This is a genomic window from Serratia sp. TSA_130.1, assembly GCF_052691795.1.
This window is the reverse complement of record NZ_JBQZFS010000001.1, coordinates 428,170-444,059: the sequence shown is the minus strand read 5'-3', so window position 1 is coordinate 444,059 and position 15,890 is coordinate 428,170. Positions and strand designations below refer to the sequence as shown.

Below are 15,890 nucleotides of genomic sequence, written 5' to 3'. Positions count from 1 at the left end.
ATGAAAGCGATGCTGATGAACTCTTTGTGGCTAATGCTGGAGCGGGTATCGCTGAGTCTGTCGGGGATTTTCGTTTCGGTGTACGTCGCGCGCTATCTCGGGCCGGCGCAATACGGTTTGATTAACTACTTGCTGTCGGTGATCGCCATCGCCGTGCCGCTGGTGCAGCTGGGGGCGGACGCGGTGCTGTTCAACCGCGTCGCCAAACGGCGCCGGAGCGGCATGCGGCTGATGCTGGCTTCGATGCGCATCCGCCGCCAGCTGTTTGCGCTGATCGCGCTGCCGCTGATGGCCTGGACGCTGTTGACGCAGGATCGCACCAACCAAATCATGATGCTGCTGATGTTGATCAGCGCGTATTTCTCCGTGCAGGACGTCTACAAAATCTATTACGACGCGCTGCTGAAGTCGAAGTTGAACACGTTGATCAACAACGTTGCGCTGTTGCTGTCGATCGTGATGCGGCTCGGCCTTGTGTACGCGCAATTGCCGCTGGTGTGGTTTGCGCTGCCCTATGTGCTGAGCAGCCTGCTGCCTTATGCGGTGCGCTGGGTGCTGTTCCGTCGCGAGCAGGCGCAGATGCCGGCGATCAGCGGCAGACACAAACGGCGCTACGGCCGCTACCTGTTCAGCGTCGGCTTGCCGCTGGCGATCTCCAGCCTGTCGATCGTCATTTATACGCGCATCGATCAGATCATGCTGGGCAACTATTTGGGAGAACACAGCGTCGGGCTTTACAGCGCCGCCATCACGCTGAGCCAGGGGTGGGTATTCGTGCCCATCGCGCTGATCATGTCGATGATGCCAGGCGTGGCGAACGCCGGTTCGGAGCAGGAACAAGAGGCGCGCATTCGCCAGCTGTATCTGATGGTGCTGGTGCTTTCGATGCCGGTGATCGCGGTGCTGTCGCTGTTTCCGCAGCAGATAGTCGCGCTGATGTTCGGCGAAAGTTACCGGCAAACGGCGACCATTTTGGCGCTGTGCTCGGTGACGTCGCTGTTCTCGGTGATGGGAACGGTGTCTTACCGCGCCATCGTGCTGTTCAGCGGCTATCGATTCATCGCCATCAAAATGCCGCTGGCGGCGTTGGCCAACGTGGTGATGAATTTCATCCTGATCCCGCGCTACGGGATCATGGGCGCGGCGATATCGACGTTGATCACGGAGTTTATTTCATTCTTTGTGCTCAACAGCTTTTTCAGAGGAGGAAAAATTACGCGTTTGCAGGTGACTTGCTATCGGTGTTTTCCGCAATTAATAGGGAAGGTACGAGAAATATATGTTAAATAATCTGGTGAAAGGGTTATACCGACGTATGCCCGATGCAATATATCATCAGTTAAAATACGCAATGTTTTTCCGCAAGGTGCCGCATCTGGCCCATCCGGTGGGGTACAGCGAAAAACTGATGCGTAGGAAAGTTTATCCACTGGCGATATATACGCAGCTATCTGATAAATATCGGGTGAGAGAGTATATCGAACAGCTATGGGGTAAAGAGTATTTGATCGATCTTTACGCGCACGGCAACGAATTTACGGAAGAGATGTATCAGCAGCTGCCCGAGTCGTTTGTGATTAAAGCCAACCATGGCAGCGGATATAACAAGCTGGTATTTGATAAAAGCCAAACCGGTTATAACGAACTGCGGGTGTTGACCAACAGTTGGCTGCGGCAAAGTTTTTATCAGGTTTATCGCGAGCGGCATTATAAAGATATTCCACCTTGCATCATGGTGGAAAGAATGCTGATCGACGAAGGGCAAATACCGAACGACATCAAGATCCACTGTTTTAATCTTGACGGTGAGGTGCGCTTCTTTATTCAGATCGATTATCAGCGCTTTATCGATCATCGCCGCGATTTCTTTGATGCGGACTGGAACCGCACCGAGATCCGCATGGGCGTGCCGAACAGCGACGTGCCGATGTCGCGCCCCAGCGGGCTAAAGGAGATGCTGCGGCTGGCGCGCCAGGTGGCGGAACAATTCTCGTACGTACGCGTCGATTTTTATCAGGTGCAGGATCGCATTTATTTTGGCGAGCTGACTTTCACCCCGGGGGCCGGATTACAACGGCTGATGCCAGAAACAATTGAACAAGAATGGGGAGGGTATTTTCATACGTAGCTGAAACAGGCCGTTGGCTGCGCGTACTCGACCCGAGGCGGGGGGATAACCGGGCAGGGATATGCTGCGATAACAAACTTTTTCTCTGGCATCAGGCTGCACTCGCCAGTTGATAATAGCTTTTGAGGTATTAAATGGACTTATCAATTGTTATTCCCGCTTTTAATAATTCAAACCATCTCGCCGCCACGCTGGCGCGCATGACCCATTATTGCGCCGGTTTTGATTATGAAATTATCGTGGTCGATTATTCATCGGAAGCCGGTGAGTCGGAAAAGATACACGGACTGTTGGCGGCGAATCATCGCGCCAGACTGCATGAAAGCCGGGTGCGCGGCAATATCGCCGTCGCCTGCAATATCGGTTTTCGCCTGGCGCGTTCTGAGGTGGTTTTTTTTCTGGAACCGGAAGATATGTTTGGCACCAATTATATCATCCGGCGCTTGAGACGGCATGAGGACACGCGGATCGATATCGTGTTCGGCAATTACACCACGGTCAACGACAAGAATGTGCGCAGCTACGTGTTTAATTATCAAGAGGGCGTGGCCGGGGAAGATTTCTTATTTATCGAGATGGGGGATATTCGCACCTCGACCATCAGCGTGCGCAAGAAACAAGACCGGCGGTTTTTATTTCCGGAGTTTTTGGCCCGTTACCAGGACTGGGGGTTTTTGGTCAACGCCACCAACCTGGGCGCCCGGGTGGTTCACGATCAGGGCGGTGGGGTGTTCATCCGCTGCGGCGACGAGGATCTGAACCGCTGCCGATTGAACATCGACGCCAGCGAACGCTTTATCGATACCTATCTGCAGGCCAGCGGCCGTTATATCAGCGGCTTTGCCTGTAAACACCTGCTGGCTTCGCTGTACAGCGAAGATCTGCAGGCTTTCAACTACTACTCATCGCGCATGGAGCGCCACACCCTGAGCGGCAAATTCAAGGCGATCAAGCTGTATGGCGACTGTCTGGCCAGGCTGGGACTGTTTCCATTGGGGGGGAGGCTGCTGCGCACGGCCCGCGAGGGATTACGGAGGTGACATGCAACCGCGGAAAATCGCAATTGTAATCGAAGACATCGGCGGCAAAGGCGGCACCGAACGGGTGGCCAGCAGCCTGGCCAATGCGCTGACCACCCGCTTCGGCCACCAGGTCGAACTGATATCCATCTGCGGGGATCGGGCGTTCTATCCGCTGGAGCCGGCGGTGACGCTGCGCTTCATGCGCGGCAAGACGCTGCTCTGGCCGTGGCGCCTGGCGCTGTTCTTACGCCGCGGCCGCTATGACGCCATCATCACCGTCTCGATGGGGAAACTCTCGGTGATCATGGTGCCTTACCTACGGCTGTTGTGTCCCGGCAGCCGGTTGGTGCTGAGTGAACATGTCAGTTTCCACCAGTATCCGTGGCCGATGAAGTGGCTGAAGGTGCTGATCTACCGGCTGGGCGATCGCACCGTGCTGCTGACGCAAAAAGATCTGGCGAATATCGGCCGCTGGGTGCCCGCCCGCAAATGTCGGGTGATTGAGAACGTGTCGCCGTTTCCGCTGCGGGCGCCGCATCCGGAACAGCAACAGCCGGTGGCGCTGGCGGTCGGCCGACTGTGCCACCAGAAAGGCTTCGACCGGCTGATCGCCGCCTGGCGGCAGGTGGCGCAGCAGGCGCCGGAGTGGCGGCTGCACATCGTCGGCGATGGCCCGGATCGGGCGGCGTTGCAACGGCAGATCGCCGATTACGGGCTCGACGAACGGGTGCAGCTGCTGCCGGCCACCGCCGATATCGCCGGGCATTACCGGCAGGCGAGCCTGTTGCTGATGACCTCTCGCTACGAAGGCCTGCCGATGGTGCTGATCGAAGCCATGAGCTTCGGCCTGCCGCTGGTGGCTTTCGACTGTCTGACCGGCCCGGCGGAGCTGATCGACGATCGCGAAAACGGTTATCTGGTGACGGACGGCGACGTCGACACCTTCAGTCAGCGCGTCCTGGCGCTGATCGGCGACGGCGAACTGCGTCGCCGCTTCTCCCACCGTGCGTTGGAAAAGGCGCAGCGGTTTGTGCCTGAACGTATTTACCCCCAGTGGCAAGAGCTTATCGTCTGAGGTAATCATCATGGAAAAAGTGTCCGTCATTATGCCGGCTTATAACGCCGCCGGTTTTATCCGCGAGTCGATCCTTGGCGTATTGAATCAAACTTATCAGGACTATCACCTGTATGTGATTGACGACGCCTCCACCGACAACACCGCTGAGGTGGTCAAGCCGTTCATTCACGATCGGCTGACCTACATCCGCAACAACGCCAATCAGGGGGTGGCCGAAACGCGCAATATCGCCATCGAGGCGGCGCGCGGCGACTACATCGCGTTTTGCGACAGCGACGATGTTTGGCACCCGAATAAGCTGGCCCGCCAGGTCGGCATCCTTAAAACCCAGCGTTACGACGTGGTCTGCTCGCACTATTACACCTTCGAGAATGACCTGGCGCAGGTGAAAAATTACCGCGGCGCCGGGGAGATCATCGCCTACCGCGACATGTTGAAAAGCAACTGGATCGGCAACCTGACCGGCATGTACAACCAGCGCCGGGTCGGCAAGGTCTACCAGCGCAAGGTCGGGCATGAAGACTACGTGATGTGGCTGTCTATTCTGGAGCGCGCGCGCAATCGCCTGGCGTACTGCATTCCGGAGCCGCTGGCGTTTTACCGGCTGTCCGCCAATTCGCTGTCCGGCAACAAGATCCGCGCGGCGGACTGGCAGTGGCAGATCTACCGTCGTCATCTGGGGCTCTCTTATCAAAAATCCTGCTATCTGTTCTTCTCCTACCTGTACAGCGCGGTGATGAAAAGACAATGACCAGCAAAATCTTGAACGCAGCCTGCGTGCTGATCGGATGCGGGCTGGCGGCTCAGGCCGGGGCGGCGGGCTGCGAGACCAATCTGCTGACCAACCCCGGCTTTGAGCAGGGACAGACGGGCTGGTCGCTGCCGCCGGCCAAGGTGGTCTCCGGCGGCCGCAGCGGCCGTGCCAGCCTGTACTACAGCAATCCTGACCCGGCGGAGTATCACCAGATGCTGCAAACGCTGCAGGTGAAAGCAGGGCAGACGATCGCGTTCGGCGTGTGGGTGCGCGGCGATAACCTGCGCGGCAAAGGCGATCAGCCGGGCGCCGGGGTGTACGTCGAAAGCTATGACGCCAAGGGGCGCCACCTGGCCGGCAGCTACCCGCAAGGCCTGCTGGGCAGCAGCGGTTGGCAGCCGGTGGAGGGCAGCTTCACCGTGCCGGCAGAGGCCACCACCACCGTACTGGGGCTGTATATGCGCAAGGGCACGACCGGCAACGCCTGGTTCGACGATGCCTACGTTTGCAGCCAGCCGACGGCGCCGGCGTTGTATCAGATGCGCGCCGGCGGGCAATCGGCCTCCAGCCTGATTGAAGTGCAGCAGCCTCAGGAAGTGCAGGTGGAAAGTACGCTGCTCGATAGCCAACGCACCGCCGTGCGGCAGGAGAGCCGCCGCTACCATGTCGCCGAGCGTCAGCGCGTAGAGTTCTCGCTGCCGGCCAACCTGGCCGCCGGCGAGTACCGCCTGCAGCAGCAGGTGACGGACGTGGCGTCGAAGCACAGCCGGAGCAGCGAAATGCCGGTCAGCATCGGCGAGGCGCCGCCGAAAGTGGCGCTGGACGAGCAGGGCTATACGCTGCGGCAGGGCAAGCGCTTCTTTCCGCTGGGCATCTACATGTACGGCAACATGGCGACCGATGAGCATCTGGCGCGCATCCGCGACGCCGGTTTCAACACCGTGCTGAATTACAACTACGGCGCAGGGCGCGACCCGTACGCCTATTTCCGCAAAACGCAGCAGTACGGGCTGCAGGTGATTTTCTCGCTGAAGGATTTCTACCCCGGCCTCGACTCTGCGCCGAAAACGCGCCTGAGCTACCCGCAGGTGACGGCGTCTTATGTGGAGAAGTTTAAAACTCAGCCGAACCTGCTCGCCTGGTACATCAACGATGAGCTGGCGCCGAAGTACGCGCCGCAGATAGAGCAGATGCATCTGCAGGTGAAGCAACAAGACCCTGACCATCTGACCTTTCAGGCGCTGAACCAGACCGGCGCGCTCAACGCCTATTTCAACAGTTCCGATGTGTTGGCCAGCGATCCTTATCCGGTCGGACGCGATGCCGATATGACGCGCACGCTGGAATACTCGCGCCTGACGGTGCAGGTGGCGCGTCAGGCGAAGGGCGCCTGGCTGGTGATGCAGATCATGGATCACGCCGCCTATGAGCCGCACCGCAAGCCGCGCCAACCGAGCGAAGCGGAGATCCGCAACCAGGCCTGGCTGGGGCTGATCGGCGGCGTCAAAGGGCTGCTGTTCTACTCCTATACCGACCTGTTCTACAAGCGCCGCAGCGGTGATTTCAACCAACAGGAATTCGACGGTATTTGGCAAGGGGTTGCCCGCGTGGCGCAACAGATCGACAGCTTCACGCCGTACCTGCTCTCGGGCGAAAGCGCGACGCTGTCCGGCAACAACACTGCCGTACCGGCGCGGCTGTTTATCGACGGCGAGCGCGGCCTGGTGCTGATCGCCAACCCGTACTATCGGCCGATGGCCGCCCGTTTTGACCTGCCGCCCGGCTGGCGCTGGCAGGGGCAGCCGCAGATCGACGCCAAATTGCCCGCGGTGGGCAGCAGCGCGCTGTGGGTGCAACGAGACACTAGCAATCAATAAGGATACCCGTTCATGACTATCACGCTAAGCCTGATCGTCCCGGTGTATAAGGTGGAAGCCTACATCGAAGCGTGCCTGGACTCGGTGCTGAGTCAATTGCCCGACTGGGCGGAAGTGATCCTCGTCGATGACGGCAGCCCGGACGGCTCCATCGCCGTCGCGCAAGAGGTGCTGTGCCGTTATCCGGCGTTGAAAACGCAGGTCAGCATCCTGCGCCAGGATAACCAGGGGTTGAGCGCCGCGCGCAACGCAGGGATCGCCCATGCCGAAGGCGAATATCTCGGTTTTCTGGACTCCGACGACGTGCTGCTGCCGGGCTATTTCAGCATTTTGGGGCGCCTGCTGGCGGATAACCCGCAAGTGGAGATCGTGGCGTTCAACGCCCAGCGCTTCTCGCGGCTGAAAAACGGCAAGATAGAACCGGATGGCCTGATGGCGATCGTGCCCGGCAACGCCGCGCCACAGGAGCGCGAGCCGCATATGGCGCTGCTGGCGGACAGTTTTAACCGCAGCCTGTGGTACGCCTGGGCGCGGATTTATCACCGTTCGCTGTTCAACGACGCCGCGTTTCCGGCGGGGCGCAACTTCGAGGATATCCAGCTGATCCCGCAGCTGTATCTGAAAGCGAACCGCATCGTGGTGTGCGACACGCCGTTGGTAGGATATCGCGCTAACCCCAACGGCATCACGCGCGCGCCGAAGCGGCGGGATTTGGACGATCTCGATTACGCCATCGAGCGCGCTGACAGCGGGCGTCGCCGCGAGGGGGGGAAGGGATTCCACTCGGTGCTGTTCGTCACCACGCTGAAGGCGCGCCTGCTGGTCGGGCTGGACTTCTTCGGCCTGCGTGACGCGCTGCGGGAAACCGCCGAGCTGAAACGGCGCTATGCCCGGCTGCGGGCGGAGGAGCGGCAAATGCTGAGCCGCAAGAACCGCCTGTTCTACCGCAGTCCGCTGGTCTACTACCTGATGGCCAGTCTCTACAACCGTTTCGGGTGAATCTGACCGTGCCCGAACGAAGATAAACCCGTGTGGAAGCCCATTATGAGTATCAAAGTCAGCGTCATTATTCCGACCTATGGCCGCAGCGAACTGCTGGCGCGCGCCATCGACAGCGTCCTGGCGCAAACCCATCAGCCGGTGGAGATCGTGGTGGTGGACGATAATCCGCCGGACCATCCGCAGCGCCAGGCCACCCGCGAACGGCTGGCCGGCTATATTGCCGCCGGGCAGATCGTCTATTGCCCGCGCGCGCGCAACGGCGGCGGGGCGCGGGCGCGCAACAGCGGCATCCTGCGCGCCACCGGGGAATACCTCACTTTTCTGGACGACGACGATTACTACCACCCGGAGAAGATCGCCCGTCAGCTGGCCTTTATGCAGCGCGGCGATTACCCCGTCAGCCTGTGCGATATGGATATTCTGCAGGATGGCCAAATCAGCGCCGAGCGCTATTACCGCGCCCGCTGCCACGGGCTGGAGGACTTCATGCTGGCCGGCGTCGCTTACACGCCGATGATCATGCTGCGCCGCGAGGCGGCGATCGCGGTGCGCGGGTTCTTCAATACCCCGCGTTATCAGGATCATATCTTCATTTATCGCCTGCTGGCGGCGGGCATGCGCATCGGCACGTTGCACGAGCGCCTGGCGGTGCATAACGATCACGACGGTGAGCGTATTACCTCCAGCCCGAAAGGCATCATCGGCTATCACAACAAAATGCAGTTCGAGCGCCGGTTGATGCCGCAGATTTCGCCGCGGGCGCGCAAGGTGATGCGGCTGCGCCACACCTGTATCACGTCGCGCATCATCACCGACAGCCGAAGCCGTCTCGGCGGCGTGCTGCACGGCATGAAGGGCATCATCTACGTCAACAGCGGAGTTATGGCCGGCGTTTACATGAAGAACATTCTGCGCAACGTCTTCTTCCGCGGCGTCCCTTTCTGAAACCCGACGCGGGGTTTTCCCCCGCGTCCTACCCCCAAATACCCCGTCTTGCCTCCCGCCCGTTCGCCTTCATCTTGATATTCTGATTTATTCATTTTAATTCAAACAATTAATCCTATTTCTCACCCCTATACTTTGGTGGTATTTCCCGCCCGGCGCACGCGTCGCCCGCCGCTTTCTCTTGATCGCAATCAATTTGCCGCCGGTTGGCCGTCAGTAGGCTGGCGGCAGATTGAGCATGTCTTCTTATAACGACAAGAGCCTTCAGGAGCATTCCGGATGAGCAAATTTTTAGACCGTTTCCGCTATTTCAAGCAGTTGGCGGAGCCTTTTTCTGGCGATCACGGCCAGACCTTGAACACCAACCGCGACTGGGAAGACGGCTACCGCAGCCGTTGGCAGCATGACAAAGTGGTGCGTTCCACCCATGGCGTGAACTGCACCGGTTCCTGCAGTTGGAAGATCTACGTGAAGAATGGTCTGGTGACCTGGGAAACCCAGCAAACCGACTATCCGCGCACCCGCCCCGATCTGCCCAACCATGAACCGCGCGGCTGCCCGCGCGGCGCCAGCTACTCCTGGTACCTGTACAGCGCCAACCGGCTGAAATACCCGCTGATGCGCAAGCGGCTGCTCAAACTGTGGCGCGAGGCGAAAGCGCAGCACAGCGATCCGGTCGAGGCCTGGGGATCGATCGTCGGCGATGCGGAAAAAGCCAAAAGCTACAAGGTGGCGCGCGGCCGCGGCGGTTTCGTCCGCTCCAGCTGGCAAGAGGTCAATGAACTGATCGCCGCCGCCAACGTCTATACCGCCAAAACCTTCGGCCCTGACCGCATTATCGGCTTCTCGCCGATCCCGGCGATGTCGATGGTGTCCTACGCCGCCGGCGCTCGGTACCTGTCGCTGATCGGCGGCGCCTGCCTGAGCTTCTACGACTGGTATTGCGATTTGCCGCCGGCTTCGCCGATGACCTGGGGCGAGCAGACCGACGTGCCGGAGTCCGCCGACTGGTACAACTCCTCCTACATCATCGCCTGGGGCTCCAACGTGCCGCAGACGCGCACCCCGGACGCCCACTTCTTTACCGAAGTGCGCTACAAGGGCACCAAAACCGTGGCGGTGACGCCGGACTACGCCGAAGTCGCCAAGCTGTGCGACCACTGGCTGAATCCGAAGCAGGGCACCGACAGCGCGATGGCGCTGGCGATGGGCCATGTGATGCTGAAAGAGTTCCATCTCGATCGCGAAGTCGGCTACTTCCGCGACTACGTGCGCCGCTATACCGACATGCCGATGCTGGTGCTGCTGGAGCCGCGTGAAGGCGGCCACTACGCCGCCGGCCGTCTGCTGCGCGCCGCCGATCTGGTGGACGGACTGGGCCAGGAAAACAATCCCGAGTGGAAAACCGTCGCTATCGACAGCCGCAGCGGCGAGCTGGTGGCGCCGCAGGGCTCCATCGGTTTCCGCTGGGGCGAGAAGGGCAAGTGGAACCTGGAGCAGCGCGAAGGCAAGTCGCAACAGGAAGTCGAGCTGCAGCTCAGTCTGCTGGGCATGCATGACGACGTTGCCGAGGTGGGCTTCCCGTACTTCGGCGGCGCCGACAGCGAGCATTTCAACAGCGTGGCGCTGGACGAAATCCTGCTGCACAAGCTGCCGGTGAAACGACTGCGGCTGGCGGACGGCAGCGAAGCGCTGGTGACCAGCGTGTATGACCTGCTGCTTGCCAACTACGGCCTGGAGCGCGGGCTGGACGACGCCAACTGTGCCGCCGACTATGACGAGGTCAAGGCTTACAGCCCAGCCTGGGCCGAGCAGATCACCGGCGTGTCGCGCCACAACATCATCCGCATTGCCCGCGAGTTCGCGGAAAACGCCGAGAAGACCCACGGCCGTTCGATGATCATCGTCGGCGCCGGCGTCAACCACTGGTATCACATGGACATGACCTACCGCGGCCTGATCAATATGTTGATCTTCTGCGGTTGCGTCGGCCAGAGCGGCGGCGGCTGGGCGCACTACGTCGGCCAGGAAAAACTGCGGCCGCAAACCGGCTGGCTGCCGCTGGCGTTCGGCCTTGACTGGCAACGCCCGCCGCGCCATATGAACAGCACCTCGTTCTTCTACAACCATTCCAGCCAATGGCGCTATGAAACCGTCAGCACCGATGAGCTGCTGTCGCCGCTGGCGGACAAATCGCGCTTCGGCGGCAGCCTGATCGACTTCAACGTGCGCGCGGAGCGCATGGGCTGGCTGCCGTCGGCGCCGCAACTGGGCGCTAACCCGCTGCGCCTGGCGGAGCAGGCCCGCGCCGCCGGCCAATCGCCGGTCGAGTTCACCGTCGACAGCCTGAAGAGCGGCGCGCTGGGCTTTGCCGCCGAGCAGCCGGACAATCCGCAGAATTTCCCGCGCAACCTGTTCGTCTGGCGCTCCAACCTGCTGGGTTCTTCCGGCAAGGGCCATGAATACATGCTCAAATACCTGTTGGGCACCGAGAATGGTATCCAGGGGAAAGATCTCGGCCAGCAGGGCGGCGTGAAGCCGCAGGAAGTGGAATGGCGCGAGCAGGGCGGCGAAGGCAAACTGGATCTGGTGGTGACGCTCGATTTCCGCATGTCGAGCACCTGCCTGTATTCCGACGTGGTGCTGCCGACCGCCACCTGGTACGAAAAAGACGACATGAACACCTCCGACATGCATCCGTTCATTCATCCGCTGTCGGCGGCGGTCGATCCGGCCTGGGATTCGAAGAGCGACTGGGAAATCTACAAGGGCATCGCCAAAGCCTTCTCCGAGGTGTGCGTCGGCCATCTGGGCCAGGAAACCGACGTGGTGACCTTGCCTATTCAGCACGACTCCGCCGCCGAGCTGGCGCAGCCTTACGGCGTGCAGGATTGGAAGAAAGGCGAGTGCGAACTGATCCCCGGCAAAACCGCGCCGCACATCATCGCGGTGGAGCGCGATTATCCGGCCACCTACGAGCGCTTTACCTCCTTGGGGCCGTTGATGGACAAACTGGGCAACGGCGGCAAGGGCATCAGCTGGAACACCCAGACCGAGGTCGATTTCCTCAAGCAGCTTAACTACGTCAAGGCCGATGGCCCGGCGGCGGGGCGGCCGAAGATCGAGAGCGCGATAGACGCGGCGGAAGTGATCCTGTCGCTGGCGCCGGAAACCAACGGCCAGGTGGCGGTGAAAGCCTGGGAAGCGCTGAGCAACGTCACCGGCCGCGATCACCGGCATCTGGCGCTGAACAAGGAAGACGAGAAAATTCGCTTCCGCGACATTCAGGCGCAGCCGCGCAAAATCATCTCCAGCCCAACCTGGTCCGGCCTGGAAGACGAGCACGTCTCCTATAACGCCTGCTACACCAACGTGCACGAGCTGATCCCGTGGCGCACCCTCAGCGGCCGTCAGCAGCTGTATCAGGATCACGAGTGGATGCGCGCCTTCGGCGAAAGCCTGCTGGCGTATAGGCCGCCGATCGACACCCGCGCCGCGCAGCCGCTGCTCAACAGCAAACCGAACGGCAACAAGGAGAAGGCGCTGAACTTCCTGACGCCGCACCAGAAGTGGGGCATCCACTCCACCTACAGCGACAACCTGCTGATGCTGACGCTGTCGCGCGGCGGCCCGATCGTCTGGCTGAGCGAAGACGACGCCAAAGATCTGGGCATCGCGGACAACGACTGGATCGAGGCCTTCAACGCCAACGGCGCGCTGACGGCGCGCGCGGTGGTCAGCCAGCGTATCCCGGCGGGGATGACCATGATGTACCACGCGCAGGAGCGCATCGTGAATCTGCCCGGCTCGGAGATCACCAGCCAACGCGGCGGCATCCACAACTCGGTGACCCGCGCTTGCCCGAAGCCGACCCACATGATCGGCGGCTATGCGCAGCTGGCCTACGGCTTCAACTACTACGGTACCGTCGGCTCCAACCGCGACGAGTTCGTGGTGGTGCGCAAGATGAACCGTATTGATTGGTTGGACGACGAAGGCAACGACTACGCGCAGGGCAGTCAGCAGGAGAACAACAAATGAAAATTCGTTCGCAAGTCGGCATGGTGCTGAATCTGGACAAGTGCATCGGTTGCCACACCTGTTCGGTCACCTGCAAGAACGTCTGGACCAGCCGCGAAGGCATGGAATACGCCTGGTTCAACAACGTGGAAAGCAAACCCGGCGTCGGCTATCCGCACGCCTGGGAAGATCAGGAGAAGTGGAAGGGCGGTTGGATCCGTAAAATCAACGGCAAGCTGGAGCCGCGCATGGGCAGCCGCGTCGGCGTGCTGGCGAAAATCTTCGCCAACCCGGACGTGCCGGCGCTGGATGACTACTACGAGCCATTCGATTACGACTACCAGCACCTGCACACCGCCAAACAGGGCAAACACCAGCCGGTGGCGCGCCCGCGCTCGGTGATCACCGGCCGGCGCATGAACAAGATCGAAAACGGCCCGAACTGGGAAGAGATCCTCGGCGGAGAGTTCGAAAAACGTTCGCAGGACAAGAACTTCGACAACCTGCAGAAGGTGATGTACGGCCAGTTCGAAAACACCTTCATGATGTATTTGCCGCGCCTGTGCGAGCACTGCCTCAACCCGGCCTGCGTCGCCACCTGCCCGAGCGGGGCGATCTACAAGCGCGGCGAAGACGGCATCGTGCTGATCGATCAGGACAAGTGTCGCGGTTGGCGCATGTGTCTGACCGGTTGCCCGTACAAGAAAATCTACTTCAACTGGAAGAGCGGCAAGTCCGAGAAGTGCATTTTCTGCTACCCGCGCATCGAAGCCGGGCAGCCGACGGTCTGTTCGGAAACCTGCGTCGGCCGCATCCGCTATCTCGGCGTGCTGTTGTACGACGCCGATCGCATCGAGCAGGCGGCGGCGGTGGAAAACGACAAGGATCTGTACCAGAGCCAGCTCGATATTTTCCTCGATCCGCATGACCCGAAGGTGATTGCTCAGGCGCTGGCGGACGGCGTGCCGCAGGGCGTAATTGAAGCCGCTCAGCAGTCGCCGGTGTACAAAATGGCGATGGACTGGAAGCTGGCGCTGCCGCTGCATCCGGAATACCGCACGCTGCCGATGGTGTGGTACGTGCCGCCGTTGTCGCCGATTCAGTCGGCCGCCGACGCCGGCGAGCTGGCGCACAGTGGCGTATTGCCGGACGTCGAGAGCCTGCGCATTCCGGTGCAGTATCTGGCGAACCTGCTGACCGCCGGCGATACCGAGCCGGTACTGCTGGCGCTGAAACGCATGCTGGCGATGCGCCACTACAAACGGGCGGAAACCGTCGACGGCGTGGTGGACATCAGCGCGCTGGAGCAGGTCGGTCTGAGCGAAGCGCAGGCGCAGGAGATGTATCGCTACCTGGCGATCGCCAACTATGAAGATCGCTTCGTGGTGCCGTCGAGCCACCGCGAGCTGGCGCGCGAAGCCTTCCCCGAAAGCAAAGGCTGCGGTTTCAGCTTCGGCGACGGCTGCCACGGCAGCGACGGCAAGTTCAATCTGTTCAACAGCCGTCGTATCGACGCCATCGACGTGACCGCGAAAACCGCGCGGTCGGAGGATGCCTCATGATCAGCCTGAAAGTGATCGCCCGCCTGCTGGATTACCCGGAGCAGGCGCTGTTTGACCATCAGCAGGCGCTGATTGAAGCGCTGGAACCGGCCAGCGAGCTGGATCTGCACCACAGCGCGCTGCTGATTCTGTTTATCCGCCGCCTGTGCGCGCGCCCGTTGCTGGACGCGCAGGCCGACTATTGCGAGCTGTTCGATCGCGGCCGCGCCACCTCGCTGCTGCTGTTTGAGCACGTGCACGGTGAGTCGCGCGATCGCGGCCAGGCGATGGTTGACCTGATGGCGCAGTACCGCGCCGCCGGGCTGGAGATCGACAGCCGCGAGCTGCCTGATTTCCTGCCGCTGTACCTGGAGTATTTGGCCAGCCGCAGCGCGGCACAGGCGCGGGAAGGGCTGCAGGACATTGCGCCGATCCTGGCGCTGCTGGGCGCGCGCTTGCAGCAGCGCGAAAGCCCGTACGCGGTGCTGTTCGATCTGCTGTTGGCGCTGTCCGGCAGCGATGCGCAGGCGCAGGCGCTGAAGACGCAGGTGGCGCAAGAGGCGCGCGACGATACGCCGCAGGCGCTGGATGCGGTATGGGAAGAGGAGCAGGTCAAATTTCTCGGCGAGCAGGGCTGCGCCTCCGCCCAGCAGACGGCGCACCAGCGGCGATTCGCCGGCGCGGTGGCGCCACAGTATCTGGACCTGACGGATGCGTTAACCGGAACCAAAGGACGCTAATTATGCAATTTTTGAATCAGTTCTTCTTCGACATCTACCCTTATCTGGCCGGCGCGGTGTTCCTGATCGGCAGCTGGCTGCGCTACGACTACGGGCAGTACAGCTGGCGTGCCGGCTCCAGCCAGATGCTGGATAAAAAGGGCATGCGGCTGGCGTCCAACCTGTTCCACATCGGCATTATCGGCATCTTCGCGGGCCACTTCCTCGGCATGCTGACGCCGCACTGGATGTATGAGGCCTTCCTGCCGATCGACGTGAAGCAGAAGCTGGCGATGATCGCCGGCGGCGCCTGCGGCCTGATGACGCTGATCGGCGGCGCGCTGCTGCTGAAGCGCCGGTTGACCAACCCGCGGGTGCGCGCCACCAGCAGCGTCGCCGACATCCTGATCCTGACATTGCTGGTGGTGCAGGTGTGCCTGGGGTTGCTGACCATTCCGTTCTCCGCCCAGCATATGGACGGCAGCGAAATGATGAAGCTGGTGGCCTGGGCGCAGGCGGTCGTGACCTTCCACGCCGGCGCTTCTGCGCACCTAGAAGGCGTGGCGCTGATCTTCAAGCTGCATATGGTGCTGGGCATGACGCTGTTCGTGCTGTTCCCGTTCTGCCGCCTGGTGCATATCTGGAGTGCGCCGGTAGAGTACCTGACCCGCCGTTACCAGCTGGTGCGCAACCGCCGCTGAGCCTGACCCCGCCGCCGCCGATCGCCAGCGGCGGCGCTATTCCGATAATTCCCCCGCCGTCTGCCCATTCTCGTCGCCTTGTCGTAAACTCACTATCTCAGTT

Annotated in this window: 12 protein-coding genes; all 12 read left to right on the top strand. The window is 61.0% G+C overall.

Features of this window, described 5'->3' with window-relative positions; genetic code table 11:
* Nucleotides 1-1,290 carry a flippase gene (locus ACUTQY_RS02085; RefSeq protein WP_033643437.1) on the top strand — a complete coding sequence of 430 codons (1,290 nt, stop codon included), beginning with the start codon at nt 1-3 and terminating at the stop codon, nt 1,288-1,290.
* Entirely contained in the window at nt 1,280-2,128 is an 849-nt protein-coding gene (locus tag ACUTQY_RS02080) for an ATP-grasp fold amidoligase family protein (RefSeq protein WP_033643436.1), read from the top strand. The genes ACUTQY_RS02085 and ACUTQY_RS02080 overlap by 11 nt, the downstream gene beginning before the upstream one ends.
* 134 nt (nt 2,129-2,262) lie before the next feature.
* The gene (locus ACUTQY_RS02075; RefSeq protein WP_033643435.1) at nt 2,263-3,168 is read left to right on the top strand and encodes a glycosyltransferase family 2 protein; all 906 of its coding nucleotides are present in this window, start codon (nt 2,263-2,265) and stop codon (nt 3,166-3,168) included.
* A 1-nt stretch (nt 3,169) separates the two neighbouring features.
* Nucleotides 3,170-4,225 carry a glycosyltransferase family 4 protein gene (locus ACUTQY_RS02070; protein ID WP_033643434.1) on the top strand — a complete coding sequence of 352 codons (1,056 nt, stop codon included), beginning with the start codon at nt 3,170-3,172 and terminating at the stop codon, nt 4,223-4,225.
* A gap of 10 nt (nt 4,226-4,235) precedes the next feature.
* On the top strand, nt 4,236-4,979 hold the full coding sequence (locus ACUTQY_RS02065; RefSeq protein WP_033643433.1) for a glycosyltransferase family 2 protein: 744 nt from the start codon (nt 4,236-4,238) through the stop codon (nt 4,977-4,979).
* Nucleotides 4,976-6,859 (top strand): carbohydrate-binding protein CenC, encoded by a 1,884-nt coding sequence (locus ACUTQY_RS02060; RefSeq protein WP_342188169.1) that lies wholly within the window; start codon nt 4,976-4,978, stop codon nt 6,857-6,859. Before ACUTQY_RS02065 ends, ACUTQY_RS02060 begins: the two co-directional genes overlap by 4 nt.
* A gap of 12 nt (nt 6,860-6,871) precedes the next feature.
* The gene (locus ACUTQY_RS02055) at nt 6,872-7,858 is read left to right on the top strand and encodes a glycosyltransferase family 2 protein (protein ID WP_033643431.1); all 987 of its coding nucleotides are present in this window, start codon (nt 6,872-6,874) and stop codon (nt 7,856-7,858) included.
* A gap of 45 nt (nt 7,859-7,903) precedes the next feature.
* Nucleotides 7,904-8,806 (top strand): glycosyltransferase family 2 protein, encoded by a 903-nt coding sequence (locus ACUTQY_RS02050; RefSeq protein WP_342188170.1) that lies wholly within the window; start codon nt 7,904-7,906, stop codon nt 8,804-8,806.
* 279 nt (nt 8,807-9,085) lie between these two features.
* Nucleotides 9,086-12,847: a nitrate reductase subunit alpha gene (locus tag ACUTQY_RS02045; protein WP_128868476.1), complete on the top strand. Its 3,762-nt coding sequence runs from the start codon at nt 9,086-9,088 to the stop codon at nt 12,845-12,847.
* A complete protein-coding gene (gene narH, locus ACUTQY_RS02040; protein WP_046687280.1) occupies nt 12,844-14,388 on the top strand; it encodes a nitrate reductase subunit beta in 1,545 nt (514 codons plus the stop codon). The genes ACUTQY_RS02045 and narH overlap by 4 nt, the downstream gene beginning before the upstream one ends.
* On the top strand, nt 14,385-15,107 hold the full coding sequence (narJ, locus tag ACUTQY_RS02035) for a nitrate reductase molybdenum cofactor assembly chaperone (protein ID WP_033650904.1): 723 nt from the start codon (nt 14,385-14,387) through the stop codon (nt 15,105-15,107). Before narH ends, narJ begins: the two co-directional genes overlap by 4 nt.
* Before the next feature lie 2 nt (nt 15,108-15,109).
* Nucleotides 15,110-15,787: a respiratory nitrate reductase subunit gamma gene (gene narI / locus ACUTQY_RS02030; RefSeq protein ID WP_033643426.1), complete on the top strand. Its 678-nt coding sequence runs from the start codon at nt 15,110-15,112 to the stop codon at nt 15,785-15,787.
* The last annotated feature ends 103 nt before the right edge of the window (nt 15,788-15,890 follow it).

Coding starts and splice junctions, on each gene's coding strand:
- ACUTQY_RS02085 (WP_033643437.1), top strand. CDS start 1: ATGAAAGCGATGCTGATGAACTCTTTGTGGCTAATGCTGGAGCGGGTA.
- ACUTQY_RS02080 (WP_033643436.1), top strand. CDS start 1,280: ATGTTAAATAATCTGGTGAAAGGGTTATACCGACGTATGCCCGATGCA.
- ACUTQY_RS02075 (WP_033643435.1), top strand. CDS start 2,263: ATGGACTTATCAATTGTTATTCCCGCTTTTAATAATTCAAACCATCTC.
- ACUTQY_RS02070 (WP_033643434.1), top strand. CDS start 3,170: ATGCAACCGCGGAAAATCGCAATTGTAATCGAAGACATCGGCGGCAAA.
- ACUTQY_RS02065 (WP_033643433.1), top strand. CDS start 4,236: ATGGAAAAAGTGTCCGTCATTATGCCGGCTTATAACGCCGCCGGTTTT.
- ACUTQY_RS02060 (WP_342188169.1), top strand. CDS start 4,976: ATGACCAGCAAAATCTTGAACGCAGCCTGCGTGCTGATCGGATGCGGG.
- ACUTQY_RS02055 (WP_033643431.1), top strand. CDS start 6,872: ATGACTATCACGCTAAGCCTGATCGTCCCGGTGTATAAGGTGGAAGCC.
- ACUTQY_RS02050 (WP_342188170.1), top strand. CDS start 7,904: ATGAGTATCAAAGTCAGCGTCATTATTCCGACCTATGGCCGCAGCGAA.
- ACUTQY_RS02045 (WP_128868476.1), top strand. CDS start 9,086: ATGAGCAAATTTTTAGACCGTTTCCGCTATTTCAAGCAGTTGGCGGAG.
- narH (WP_046687280.1), top strand. CDS start 12,844: ATGAAAATTCGTTCGCAAGTCGGCATGGTGCTGAATCTGGACAAGTGC.
- narJ (WP_033650904.1), top strand. CDS start 14,385: ATGATCAGCCTGAAAGTGATCGCCCGCCTGCTGGATTACCCGGAGCAG.
- narI (WP_033643426.1), top strand. CDS start 15,110: ATGCAATTTTTGAATCAGTTCTTCTTCGACATCTACCCTTATCTGGCC.